10 protein-coding genes and 1 pseudogene are annotated in these 12289 nt (G+C 70.7%); 7 read left to right on the top strand and 4 right to left on the bottom strand.

Annotation, left to right across the window (positions count from 1 at the left end):
* Positions 1 to 10 precede the first annotated feature (10 nt).
* Positions 11 to 1948, top strand: a complete 1938-nt coding sequence (locus Q4C85_RS01620) for an ABC-F family ATP-binding cassette domain-containing protein (protein WP_303138925.1) — start codon at positions 11 to 13, stop codon at positions 1946 to 1948.
* Between the two features lie 395 nt (positions 1949 to 2343).
* Here Q4C85_RS01620 and Q4C85_RS01625 read toward each other — a convergent pair whose 3' ends face one another.
* Positions 2344 to 2520 (bottom strand): hypothetical protein, encoded by a 177-nt coding sequence (locus Q4C85_RS01625; RefSeq protein ID WP_303138927.1) that lies wholly within the window; start codon positions 2518 to 2520, stop codon positions 2344 to 2346.
* Between the two features lie 291 nt (positions 2521 to 2811).
* Here Q4C85_RS01625 and Q4C85_RS01630 point away from each other — a divergent pair, with 291 nt between their 5' ends.
* From Q4C85_RS01630 to Q4C85_RS01640, 3 genes are all read left to right on the top strand, one after another.
* Positions 2812 to 3858 (top strand): VOC family protein, encoded by a 1047-nt coding sequence (locus Q4C85_RS01630; protein WP_303138929.1) that lies wholly within the window; start codon positions 2812 to 2814, stop codon positions 3856 to 3858.
* A 300-nt stretch (positions 3859 to 4158) separates the two neighbouring features.
* Positions 4159 to 4608 (top strand): hypothetical protein, encoded by a 450-nt coding sequence (locus Q4C85_RS01635; protein WP_303138931.1) that lies wholly within the window; start codon positions 4159 to 4161, stop codon positions 4606 to 4608.
* Positions 4605 to 5411, top strand: coding sequence for a protein-ADP-ribose hydrolase (locus Q4C85_RS01640; protein WP_303138932.1), 807 nt, complete (start codon positions 4605 to 4607; stop codon positions 5409 to 5411). The genes Q4C85_RS01635 and Q4C85_RS01640 overlap by 4 nt, the downstream gene beginning before the upstream one ends.
* Positions 5412 to 5746: 335 nt before the next feature.
* Here the strand turns inward: Q4C85_RS01640 and Q4C85_RS01645 are convergent, their stop codons facing one another.
* Together Q4C85_RS01645 and guaA are read right to left on the bottom strand one after the other, a co-directional pair.
* Complete coding sequence (locus Q4C85_RS01645) at positions 5747 to 6373, bottom strand: AAA family ATPase (RefSeq protein WP_303138933.1); 627 nt, start codon at positions 6371 to 6373, stop codon at positions 5747 to 5749.
* Between the two features lie 171 nt (positions 6374 to 6544).
* Entirely contained in the window at positions 6545 to 8143 is a 1599-nt protein-coding gene (gene guaA / locus Q4C85_RS01650; protein WP_303138934.1) for a glutamine-hydrolyzing GMP synthase, read from the bottom strand.
* Between the two features lie 53 nt (positions 8144 to 8196).
* Here guaA and Q4C85_RS01655 point away from each other — a divergent pair.
* From Q4C85_RS01655 to iolE, 3 genes and pseudogenes are all read left to right on the top strand, one after another.
* Positions 8197 to 8499, top strand: a pseudogene (locus Q4C85_RS01655) (TSUP family transporter); the annotation flags it as partial.
* Between the two features lie 200 nt (positions 8500 to 8699).
* A complete protein-coding gene (locus Q4C85_RS01660) occupies positions 8700 to 9896 on the top strand; it encodes a Gfo/Idh/MocA family protein (protein WP_303138936.1) in 1197 nt (398 codons plus the stop codon).
* A gap of 56 nt (positions 9897 to 9952) precedes the next feature.
* Positions 9953 to 10879 (top strand): myo-inosose-2 dehydratase, encoded by a 927-nt coding sequence (gene iolE, locus Q4C85_RS01665; protein ID WP_303138937.1) that lies wholly within the window; start codon positions 9953 to 9955, stop codon positions 10877 to 10879.
* Positions 10880 to 11034: 155 nt separating this feature from the next.
* On the opposite strand, the gene Q4C85_RS01670 is transcribed toward iolE, so the two are convergent.
* A complete protein-coding gene (locus tag Q4C85_RS01670; protein ID WP_303138938.1) occupies positions 11035 to 12180 on the bottom strand; it encodes a zinc-binding dehydrogenase in 1146 nt (381 codons plus the stop codon).
* Between the last annotated feature and the right edge of the window lie 109 nt (positions 12181 to 12289).

Consider the following 12289-nt stretch of genomic DNA (forward strand, 5'->3'; position numbering starts at 1 on the left):
AGGGACACTCATGTCACGCCTCCAGCACACCTCCTCTTTCATCCACACCGGCGCACACCTGCGCCTCGACGGCGTCTCCTTCTCCTACCCCGGCCACCGGGTCCTGACCGACGTGTCCTTCACCGTCTCCGCCGGGCAGCGGGTGGGACTGATCGGCTCCAATGGCTCGGGGAAGACCACCCTCCTGCGGCTCGTGGCCGGCCGCCTCACGCCGTCGGCCGGCACGATCGGCCTCAGCGCCCCCGGCGGTCAGGAGGTGCACATCGGGCTGCTCCACCAGGAGCCGCCCTTCGCCCCGTCGTGCTCGGTCGCCCAGGCTCTGGAGGCCGCGGTCAGCCCGGCGCGGCGGGCGGCGCGGACACTCGACGCCGCTGCACAGGCCCTGGCCGAGCATCCCGAGAGCCCCGAGGCCGCCGATGGCTACTCCTGTGCCCTGAAGGTCGCCGAGGCGCTTGGCGCCTGGGACGCCGATGTCCGGATCAACGCGACCGTCTCGGGGCTCGGGCTCGACACTGTCGACCGGGCCCGGCCCGCGGGATCCTTGTCCGGCGGGCAGCGGGCACGCCTCGCCCTTGCCTGGCTACTCCTGTCGGCCCCGGACGTCCTGGCCCTCGATGAGCCGACGAACCACCTCGACGACACCGCCGCAGCCTTCCTCGTCAGGACCCTGACCTCCTGGAGGGGACCGGTGCTCATGGCAAGCCATGACCGGGCCTTCCTCGATGAGACCGCGACCGTCCTGGTTGACCTCGACCCCGCACCGATCCCCGACGCGGTCGCAGGCCCGCTGCTGGAGGACGGGACCGGGACTGGGATCGGCGTCGTGCGCCACACGGGCTCGTTCAGCGACTATGTGGCCGCGCGCGCCCAGGCCCGGAGCCGCTGGCAGCGGCGCTACCAGGAGGAGCAGGCCGAGATCGCGCGCCTGCGGGCAGCCGTGCGCGACCAGCACACCGTCGGTCACCTCGAGTGGAGTCCCCGCACCGAGATCCGGAAGGCGCAACGCTACTACGCCGACCGCAACAGCAAGGCGGTCTCGCGACGGGTCAGTGACGCACGCTCTCGCCTGGAGGCCAAGGTGGCCGCACAGATCCGCAGGCCCCCGGAGGAGCTGCGGTTCCGTGTGCCAGAGGGGCGGCTCATCACCCCCGCGGGACAACCCGCCGGCTCGGCTGAGCCCTCCGTCATCCTGTCCCAGCGGCCCACCGCCCCGGCCGAGCGGGGGATCATCCCAGCCGACGCCTCACCGGTCCTGCTCGACAGGAGCCCGGATGCAGAGCCGGCACTCGTTGCGACCCAGGTCGGTGTCGCCGGTCGGCTGGCGCCGACCTCGCTGGCCGTCCGGCGCGGAGAGAGGCTGCTCATCACCGGCCCCAACGGCTCGGGCAAGTCGACCCTGCTGGCCCTCCTCGCCGGGAGGCTGACCCCCTCCGTCGGCCTGGTGCGACGTGCGGACGGCGACCGGATAGGGCTGCTGGCCCAGGACGCCCGCCTGGACGACCCTCGCGGGCGCGGGCCGGGGCGCACGGCAGCGCAGAGTTACGTCGACCTTGTCGGCCAAGACCGGGCGCGGGAGGTGCCGCTGGCCTCCCTCGGGCTTCTGGAGGCCCGGGACCTGGAGCGTCCCGTGGCCACACTCAGTGTCGGCCAACAGCAGCGCTTGGCCCTGGCGGTTGTCCTAGCGGACCCGCCCGAGATCCTGCTCCTCGACGAGCCGACGAATCACCTGTCCCTCGACCTGGTCACTGCCCTGGAGGATGCTGTCGCCACCTACCCGGGCACGGTCGTGGTCGCCTCGCACGACCGCTGGCTCAGAACCCGTTGGCCCGGCAGGCGCCACGTCATGGGAACCGGGGCCAGTGCCATGACCGGGCACCGGCCCGCGACCGCCCCGGAGTCTGGCCCCTCCCCCAGCCTCCCACCCCACCCGCGAGATCGGGACATATGACACCTCGAGATCGGGACTCCGCGCACACGCCGGGCGCCGCCGCGTGTGCGCGGACAGGCCCCTGCGCGCCCCCGAGGACCCGCCTTGCACATTTGTCGTCCCGCCGATCGGAGAATATCCTTGATGTTCCGCCGTTTGATGATCGTTTTGTAGCACCCGGCCCGCATCTCCATGTGCATCGAGACACCCGACGCACATTTTAAACCTCGCCGACTCGCACGGCCGCGACCACCGGTCGAAGACAACGGCGAAATTCCGCGGATCATCGCCGAGGTGATCTGACTACCAGATCGCAATAGTGTGCATCACGTCATCATGGGCCGGTACAGGCCCGACCAGGGCTCCCGATCACCTGCCCTGGACCCGTCCGGGCGCCCCCGGCCACCCCCGTTGCCCTACCGGCCCGTGGTCGACCCCTCGTGCACGAACTCGATGGTGTACCCCTGCGCGGTGACCTCGGGCTCACCCCAGGCGGCGTACACGACGCCCGCCCCGAAACCCGCGCCCACCAGCAGCACCGCGAGGAGTCCGACCCCCAGACGCCCGGCCGCACGGCCCACCCGACCAGCCATTGACGACACACCCTTTTCCACAAGGACCGAATACGGACGCGGGAGAGTCTACGGAACCCGGGCGCAGTGCGGAGGCGGTCATCGGGACCAGGAGGGTGTAGGACGTTGCAACTCGATCACGGGCGCAACCTCGGGAGAGGAGACGTCAGGACGCCTGACGTTGGTCGATGGGAGTGTACGGGGGCGACTGAAAACGGCGGACCTTGGCCACAAGCTCTACGGTCGCCGGGACAGCGACGTAGGCACCCTCGGTAGTCTACCCGCAGGACAGCGTCTGTTAGCGTCCCCATCATGACGCAGCGTATCGTCCCGTCCCTCTGGTTCGACCACACGGCCCTGGAGGGCGCCCGCTTCCACGTCGAGGTCTTCCGCGCGGCCTTGGGCGGACTGGCCGGCGGGGAGTCGAGCACCGGCGTGACCCAGGTGTCCCGCTACCCCCGTCAGGGGCTGGCGGACTTCCAGCAGGAGTTCGCCGGCGACGTCCTGGAGGTGCGCTACCGGCTGGCCGGGTTCGAGCTGTCGGCGATCAACGCCGGCGACGAGTTCGCCATGGACCCCTCCCTGTCGCTGGCCATCACGCTCGACCCCGCCCTGGTCGAGGACGCCCCGACGCGCCTGCACGCCTTGCACGACGGGCTCCTGGCCGACGGTGGCCGCGAGCTCATGGCGCTCCAGGAGTACGACTTCGCCCCGCTGTACACCTGGGTGCAGGACCGCTACGGCATGACCTGGCAGCTCGCCGTCGGCTCCCACGAGGCACAGGATGGATCGGCCGAGGCCTGCGGCGCGGTGAGGATCGTGCCGTCACTGCTCTTCGACGGCGAGGACTCCCGGGCCGCCGAGGCGCTGCGGACCTGGGTGGAGGTCCTGGACCGCGCCTTCGGCGCCTCCCGCCTCGGGCCGATGCGCTTCTACCAGCGCCAGGGCCGGCAGCACGCGGACTCCCTCCTGCACGGCAGCGCCGTCCTGGCCGGCGTGCCGGTCAGCGCCATGGACAACGGGGGCGAGCAGGACTTCGGGTTCTCCTGCGCCCTGTCCCTGCAGGTCATGTGCGACACCCAGGAGCAGGTCGACACCGTCTGGGACGGGCTGTCGGCCGTCCCAGAAGCCGAGATCTGCGGCTGGTTGCGGGACCGCTTCGGCCTGTCCTGGCAGGTGTGTCCGGCCAATGTCACCGAGCTGATGACCCGGCCGGGGGCCTTCGAGGTGATGACGACGATGGCCAGGCCCGATCTGTCCCGCTACGAGGCGCTGCGCGACCGCACCACCGGAGGGCCCGGCAACCCGGTCGGTGACGAGGGCTCCGAGCAGGCCGAGGAGACGACGACGCTGGAGTGACCGCTCCCGCCTGTCGCCCGGCTCCCGGCAGTCCGACGGCGCCGGTCCAGTAGCATCGCCCTGCACAACCCACTCCGGCTCTGAGGGAGGACATACGAGCGGACAGAACCGGACTGCGCCGGCTGCGGGCGGCCAGACCCTGGCCGATCCAGCGCTCCTCGAGGACCTGGCCGAGGCCCTGGGGCGGCCCGGGAGCACACCGTCATCACCACCAATGTCGACCACCAGTTCCAGCTGGCGGGCACCGACCGGACACGGCTGTTTGCCACCCAGGGCGACTACGGCCTGTGGCAGTGCTCGGTGCCCTGCCACGACACGACCTCCAGCAACGAGGAGACCGTGCGGCAGATGGTGCTCCGCCAGCGCGGCATGCGGGTGCCCGGCGAGCTCGTCCCGCACTGCCCGGTCTACGGCGAGCCCATGGCCATGAACCTGCGGGTCGACGCGACCTTCGGAGAGGACAAGGCCTGGCACGAGGCCGCCGCGCACTACCGGGACTTCCTGCGCGCCCACCTGGGCGGACGGGTCGTCTTCCTCGAGCTCGGCGTCGGCGCCACCACGCCGGCGATCATCAAGTACCCCTTCTGGGCGATGACGGCCGACAACCCGAACGCCACCTACGCCTGCCTCAACCTCGGTCAGGCCGGCGCGCCGTCCGCGATCGCCGACAGGAGCATCCTCCTTAACGCCGACATCGACGCCACCCTGCGCGCCCTCGAGCCGCTGCTCGACCTCAGAGGCCGGCCGTGACCCCGCAGCGGCGGAGACAGCTGCTCACCGAGCTACTCACTCTGCTGTCGACCGAGCGCTACGGCCGACCGGTGACGATCCCGGCCCAGGCGGAGCCCGAGCAGCTGTGGACCGCCGTGCGCGCCCTGCTCAACACCCGCCCGCCCCTGCCCTGCCCCGCCCCGCTCCTGGAGGCGCAGGACGAGCTCCTCCAGGGCCTCATCGCCGACAGAGGCGTGCACGCAGTCCACGAGGCCGCACCCTCCCCCACCCATCCCAGAGTCCGGCTGTGGCGGGGCGACATCACCACCCTGGAGGTCGACGCGATCCTCAACGCCGCGAACTCCCAGATGCTCGGGTGCTGGTCCCCTGGCCACCACTGCATTGACAACGCGATCCACACCTTCGCCGGCGTCCAGCTGCGGGCCGAGTGCGCCCGGATCATGGAGGTGCAGGGTCATGAGGAACCGACCGGGCGGGCCGTGCTCACCGAGGCCTACAACCTGCCCTCACGTCACGTCATCCACACGGTCGGGCCGATCGCCGCGGGCCACCCCACCCCGGAGCACGAGGCACAGCTGGCATCCTGCTACCGCAGCTGCCTGGACCTGGCCGCGGCCCACCGCCTCGGCTCAGTAGCGCTGTGCTGCATCAGCACCGGGGTCTTCGGCTTCCCCCAGGACCAGGCCGCACGGATCGCCGTAAGCACGGTGAGCTGGTGGCAGGCCGAGCACGGGGAGGGTATCGAGGTGGTCTTCACCGTGTTCACCGACCTCGACGAGGGCCTCTACCGCGGCCTACTCGGGCTGAATTCCCGTATCTGAGCCCTGACTTACCGAGATATCCGACAGGCTGGACCGGACCGCACCGGACGACGATGAACGGCCGCATAGTGAGCCGTTCTCGCCAGGCGCTCGGCCGCCGGGTTCCTACCTTGCGTCGTCAGACCGGCCCCTTGACCTGGACAGCGCCGCTAGTGGCGAGCGCCGCAGACAGCAGGTCATCGGCGACTCGGGGCAAGTAGTGCATGAACTCCACCTCCGGTAGGCACAACCCTTGCGATCTTGGCGGCAGTCAAGCCAATTGCGCGAGTCGACCGGTTCTCGTTGCGTCAGTTGGCCGGTTCTCGTTGCGTCAGTTGGACCGGGCGACGGCACCGCTACGGGCGCAGCGCGCTCAGGGGGAAGGTGAGGGCGCCGTCGGGCAGCCGCATGGTCGGCCCGTCCGCAGTCACAACGGCGGTGAACGCCTGTGCCGGGGTGCGCTCGATGTCGATGTCCGCGGCCCAGGCGGCCATGGACGCCTGGGCCGCCGGGATCTGCCGCTGGCCGAGTTTGACCTCGATCGCGGCCCAGCGGCCGTCGCTCAGACCGCGTTCGAACAAGGTCATGGGCCTCATCCGCACCCTGGAGATGCGGTGAGCACCGGAGTGACGCGTCGCGTCCTCGGCGGGCACGGAGGACCCAGTGAGGATGAACTGCCCGGGGCCCCGTCTGAGGTCGATCTCCCGGCGAACCGCGTTCCACATGACCGGCGCCATCTGCCACTCGTCGATCAGCCTGGGGGTGGCGCCGTCCAGCAGCAGCGCGGGGTCAAGGTCCAGTGCGGCACGCACCTGCGGCAGGCCGGAGTCCAGATCCACCTCCGTGGCCGCGTGCTGCCGTCCGGTCATGGTCTTGCCGCAGGCACACACGCCTTCGAGGAGGATGCCGTCCGAGGAGCCCAGGACGTCGTCGACGAGGCCGTCGACAACGCGAGTCCGATAGCCCGTTACCCCCAATCTCATTGTCCTGTCATTGCAGGTAAAACCGAGGCTAACCCGGCAGTTGGCGTCAACGTAGCCGCGGATTCGGCGCCACGCCAGTCCGGCAGTTGACGCCATTCCAACCGGACAGATGGCGTCGGAGCCGTGGCTCCTCCTTGTCCACCACCCTGGGCGCCACCGCCAGGACTCGGCTCACTCCCACTCGATGGTGGCGGGCGGCTTGGAGGTGACGTCGAGGACCACCCGGTTGACCTCCGGCACGGAGTTCGTGATGCGGGTGGAGATCCGCGCCAGGACCTCGTAGGGCAGGCGCGTCCAGTCGGCCGTCATAGCGTCCTCGCTGGACACCGGGCGCAGGACCACCGGGTGGCCGTAGGTGCGCCCGTCGCCCTGGACGCCCACCGAGCGCACGTCGGCCAGGAGCACGACCGGGCACTGCCAGATCTGCTCATCCAGCCCAGCCTCGGTCAGCTCCTCGCGGGCAATGGCGTCGGCGGCGCGCAGGATCCGCAGGTTCTCCGCCGTCACCTCCCCGATGACGCGGATGCCCAGACCGGGCCCCGGGAAGGGCTGGCGGGACACGATCTTGTCGGGCACGCCCAACTCGCGGCCGATGGCGCGCACCTCGTCCTTGAACAGCTCGCGCAGGGGCTCGACGAGGGCGAAGTCGAGGTCCTCGGGCAGGCCGCCGACGTTGTGGTGGCTCTTGATGTTGGCCGCACCCTCCCCGCCGCCGGACTCGACGACGTCGGGATAGAGCGTGCCCTGGACCAGGAACCTGATCTGCCCGCCGGCAGCGCCCACCTCCTCGATGACGCGCCTCTGAGCGGCCTCGAAGGAGCGGATGAACTCCCGACCGATGATCTTGCGCTTGGCCTCGGGCTCGGTGACGCCCGCGAGCGCGGTGAGGAAGCGCTCGGACTCATCGACCGTGATGACCCGGATGCCCATGCCCTCGGCGTAGTCGTGCTCAACCTGCTCGCGCTCCCCGGCGCGCAGCAGGCCGTGGTCGACGAAGATGCAGGTCAGCTGGTCGCCCACCGCGCGGTGGACGAGTGCCGCGGCCACCGAGGAGTCGACCCCGCCGCTCAGCCCGCAGATGACGTGGGCCTGCCCCACCTGGGCGCGGATCCGAGCGACCTGCTCGTCGATGATGCTGTCCGGGGTCCAGGTGGCCGGCAGGCCTGCGCCGACGTGGAGGAAGTTCGCCAGGGCCTGCTGTCCGTGCTCGGAGTGCAGCACCTCGGGGTGCCACTGCAGGCCGAAGAGCCGCCGCGACCGGTCCTCGAAAGCCGCCACGGGCGTCTGGGCCGTCGAGGCGGTCACCGCGAAGCCGGCCGGGGCGGCCTCGACGGCATCGCCATGGCTCATCCAGACCGTCTGCTCCATCGGCGTGCCGGCGAACAGGCCGGACCCCGGGGCGACCGTGGCCGGGGTGGAGCCGTACTCGCGCGTCCCGGTGCGCCCCACGGCACCGCCCAGCGCCTGGGCCATGACCTGGAAGCCGTAGCAGATGCCGAGCACCGGGACCCCGGCGCAGAAGATAGCCGGGTCGATGCTCGGTGCGCCCTCGGCGTAGACCGACGAGGGGCCGCCGGACAGGATGATCGCCGCGGGGCCTTTGGCAAGCATGTCGTCCACGCTCATCGTGTGGGGCACGATCTCGGAGTAGACCGAGGCCTCGCGCACGCGGCGGGCGATGAGCTGGGCGTACTGGGCGCCGAAGTCGACGACGAGGACGGGGCCGACCGGCCCCTCCTGCGCCGACGGGGCGGTGCTGGTGGTCGTCACCGGCCCAGGATAGCCGGGGCGCGCACCGCCGCGCCTCGCCCCGCCGGGCCGCCATGGCCGCCAATGCCGGCGGCCCCGTGACGACGATGTACTTCCTGGCCTCCCGGTTCTCGGTGGCGACCTTCCTGGGGACGACCGCCTGGTTCTTCTTCCTCGTCAACGTCCTCAAGCTGCCCTTCTCGATCGGGCTGGGGATCATCCACACCCAGACGCTCGGGGTCACCCTCGTCCTGGCCCCGGTCGTCATCGCGGCGGCCTTGGGCGGCCGGTGGCTGGCGGCCCGGATGAACGAGAAGGTCTTCAATCCGATCGTCACCGCGCTGACAATCCTCTCGGCGCTATACCTGCTCGTGTGAGCACGCGGCGCCGCTGAGCGTCGGACTGCGCCCCCGGGGGCGAGGATACGCCGCTGCGGCCACCCGCCGAGCCCTCCGGGACCACCGCTTGCGCGCCCCGAGTACCGCTGCTATTTTGTCCTTACAAAGTTGATCGCGTGCGTGATCACTGGCGACCGCACGCATTCATCGATGGCCAGCGTTGGCCGTGAGGAGCCACCATGACCACGAAGAAGTCCATCGGCGTCGGCGTCATCTCCCTGGGATGGATGGGGCGCCTCCACGCCCGCGCCTACCGCTCGGTCGGCGAGCGCTTCCCCGAGCTCGGCATCGAGCCCTGCCTCGTCGCCGCCGCCGACCCCGTTGAGGAGGCGCGGCGCGCCACCACCGAGGACCTCGGCTTCGAGCGCGCCCACGCCGACTACCGCGAGCTGCTCGCCGACCCACGGGTCGAGGTCGTGTCCATCTGCTCCCCGAACTTCCTCCACGCCGAGATCGCCCTGGCCGCCGTCGAGGCGGGCAAGCCCTTCTGGATCGAGAAGCCCATGGGCGTCAGCGCCGAGCAGGCCCGCAGCGTGGCCCGGGCCGCGCAGGCCGCCGGGCTCGTCACCGCCGTCGGCTTCAACTACCGCCACACCCCCGCCATCGAGTACATGCGCGAGCTGGCCCGCACCGGGGCCCTGGGGCGCCTGACCAACATCCGCGTCTGGCTCATCGCCGACTACAACTCCTCCCCCGTCAGCCCCCTGACCTGGCGGGCCTCGCGGGACAAGGCCGGCGCCGGCGTCGTGCCCGACCTCATGAGCCACGGCGCGGACCTGGCCCAGTACGTCGTTGGCCGCATCGGCTCGGTCACCGCCATGACCGACACCTTCATCACCGAGCGCCCGGTGCCGACCACGACGGGCTTCGGCCACTCCGGCTTCGAGATCGGCGAGGACACCGGGCCTGTGGAGAACGAGGACTACGTCGCCATGCTCGTGCGCTTCGACAACGGGGCCCTCGGGACGCTGGAGTCCTCCCGGGTCTCCGTGGGGCCGCGCGCCGAGTACGTCGTCGAGGTCTACGGCACCAATGGCTCGGCGCGCTGGAACTTCGAGCGCCTCAACGAGCTGGAGGTGTGCACCACGGTCGACGGCGGCCCCACCCACGGCTACACCCGCGCCATGGCCAACCCCGCCTGGGGCGAGTGGAGCCGGTACCAGCCCGCCATCGGCACCTCGATGGGCTTCGACGACCTCAAGTCCATCGAGGCCGCCCAGTTCCTGCGCTCCGTGCTCACCGGCGAGCAGCTCGCCCCCTCGGCCGCCGACGCCTGGTGCGCCGCCGAGGTCGACGCCGCCGTCGTCGCCTCGGCCGCCGACGGCCAGTGGCACGACGTCCCCCACGTCGAGGGCCCCACCACCTTTGACGCCTGACCCATCACGCACCGACAACCACGACGACGCATGCCCGTGCACCTAAGGAGAGCACCGTGACCTTCCGCCTCGACCCCGCCACCGCCATCAGCGACCCGCACGGCATCAGCTGGGGCATGCACCCCATCTCCTGGCGCAACGACGACATCAAGGAGGTCGGCGCCTTCAACACGCTGGAAGACATGCTGCTCGACCTGGCCGACCTCGGCTACCGCGGCACGGAGGTCGCCGGCTGGTACCCCTCCAAGGAGGTCACCAAGGAGCGCATCGACGCGCGCGGCATCACGATCGTCGCCCAGTGGTTCTCCTCCTTCATCGTGCGCGACGGCGTCGAGGCCGTCATCCCGGCGTTCACCGAGACCTGCGAGTACCTGCAGTACCTGGGTGCGACCCGTGTCGTCGTCTCCGAGCAGACCGGCTCGGTGCAGGGCATGCGCGACATCTGCATCTTCACCGACAAGCCGGTCCTGGCCGAGGAGCAGTGGCCGGTCCTGGCCGCGGGCCTCAACCGCCTGGGCGAGATCGCCCTGGAGCACGGTCTCGACCTCGTCTACCACCACCACCTGGGCACGGTCGTCCAGACCAAGGCCGAGACGATCCGGCTCATGGAGCTGACGGACCCGGCCAAGGTCTCCCTCCTGTTCGACACGGGCCACGCCTTCGTGGGCGACGGCGATGTCATGGGCCTGCTCGAGGCCACCATCGACCGTGTCAAGCACGTGCACTTCAAGGACGTGCGCCCCGAGAAGCTGTCCGAGTCCAAGGAGCTGGGGCGCTCCTTCCTCGACTCCTTCCTGGCGGGCATGTTCACGGTGCCGGGCGACGGCATGATCGACTTCACCGAGCCCTACCGCTTCCTCATCGAGCACGGCTACGACAAGTGGATCCTGGTCGAGGCCGAGCAGGACCCCGCCATCGCCAACCCGCACGAGTACGGCGCCAAGGCCCGCGCCTACATCGAGTCGACGCTGCTGACCATCTGAGCCGGCCCCGGCCGGCACCTGCCGCAGCACGGCATGCGGTCGGCGCGACCCGCATCACCGCACCGCCAGCACGGACAGCACGGACAGCACAGACAGCGCGACGGCCCCCGGTCCAACCGACCGGGGGCCGTCGCGTCAGTGCGGGCGCGTGACGCTCACAGGCTCATGTCGACGACGGCGCGCCCTTGGACCTGGCGGTTCTTCAGCGCCGCGTACCCGGCGCCCGCCTCCTCCAGCGGGAAGCGACGCGAGACGACGTCCTGGTAATTGATGATCCCGCGCGCGGCGAGGTCAACGACGGCGGGCAGGTCCTGGCGGGTGCGGGCGCCGTAGGAGCCGATGATCGACTGTGAGCGGCGCACGGTGCGGTTGATCTCGACCTCGGCGGTCTGGACGCCGGCCCCCAGGCCGATGGGAACCATGCGCCCGCCGTCGGCCAGGACATCGAGAGCGGTCTTCCATGTGGCGGGGATGCCGAGGGCCTCGAAGGCGACGTCGACGCCCTTGCCGCCGGTGAGACGGAAGACCTCCTCGCGGGCGTCCTGGGTCACGGAGTTGACCACGGCGGTCGCGCCGTAGCCGAGCATGGGGGCGAGCTTGTCATCGGAGACGTCGATGGCGATGACCTGGGAGGCGCCGAAGGCGGCGGCGATCTGGACGATGTTGGTGCCCACTCCCCCGGTGGCGACGACGGCGACGGTCTCACCGAAGCGCAGGTCGGCGCCCCGGCGCACGGCGCCGTAGCCGGTCATGGCGGCGCAGCCCAGGATGGCGGCGGGCACGAGGTCGATGGAGTCGGGGGCCACGGCCACGGAGGTGGAGGGCACGACGGCGTACTCGGCCAGGCCTCCCATGGAGTACATGTGGACGGCCTCGCCGTCGGGGGTCTCAAGGCGTGTGGTGCCGTCGTAGAGGACGCCCTGGAGGCGGTTGAGCTCGAAGAAGGGGCCGCACAGCTCGTCGCGGCCGGCGGCGCAAGCGCCGCACTGCCCGCAGGGCATGAGGAAGCCCCCGGCGACCCGGTCCCCGACCTTGAGGCCGGTGTGCTCGTTGCCGGGGCCGAGCTCGACCACGGTGCCGGTGACCTCGTGTCCGAGGACGGCGGGCAGGGGGAAGGCGATGGCCCCTCCGATGACGTGGAGGTCGGAGTGGCACAGGCCGCAGGCGGCCACCTCGATGAGAACCTCTCCGGCCTTGGGGCGCGGGGTGCGCAGGGTCTCGATCTCCAGGCCCTTGTCGTGGTCGCGCAGCACGGCGGCGCGCATGGTCGCTGGGATCTGGAGGGCGTCGTTGCTCGTCACTTCTCCACCTCTCTGCGCGGGCGCCCGCGGCTCGTTCGACAGGGACAGTCTAACGAGGATCTCTCGTATTTGTAAGGACAAATAGGCAACCGGCTCCACTCCGAGCGGG

Origin of the sequence: Actinomyces sp., from assembly GCF_030524025.1 — a bacterium.
Lineage (GTDB): Bacteria > Actinomycetota > Actinomycetes > Actinomycetales > Actinomycetaceae > Actinomyces.

Excerpts from the sequence above, each read along its gene's own strand:
- Q4C85_RS01620 (WP_303138925.1), top strand. The coding sequence starts at position 11 with ATGTCACGCCTCCAGCACACCTCCTCTTTCATCCACACCGGCGCACAC.
- Q4C85_RS01625 (WP_303138927.1), bottom strand. The coding sequence starts at position 2,520 with ATGGCTGGTCGGGTGGGCCGTGCGGCCGGGCGTCTGGGGGTCGGACTC.
- Q4C85_RS01630 (WP_303138929.1), top strand. The coding sequence starts at position 2,812 with ATGACGCAGCGTATCGTCCCGTCCCTCTGGTTCGACCACACGGCCCTG.
- Q4C85_RS01645 (WP_303138933.1), bottom strand. The coding sequence starts at position 6,373 with ATGAGATTGGGGGTAACGGGCTATCGGACTCGCGTTGTCGACGGCCTC.
- Q4C85_RS01660 (WP_303138936.1), top strand. The coding sequence starts at position 8,700 with ATGACCACGAAGAAGTCCATCGGCGTCGGCGTCATCTCCCTGGGATGG.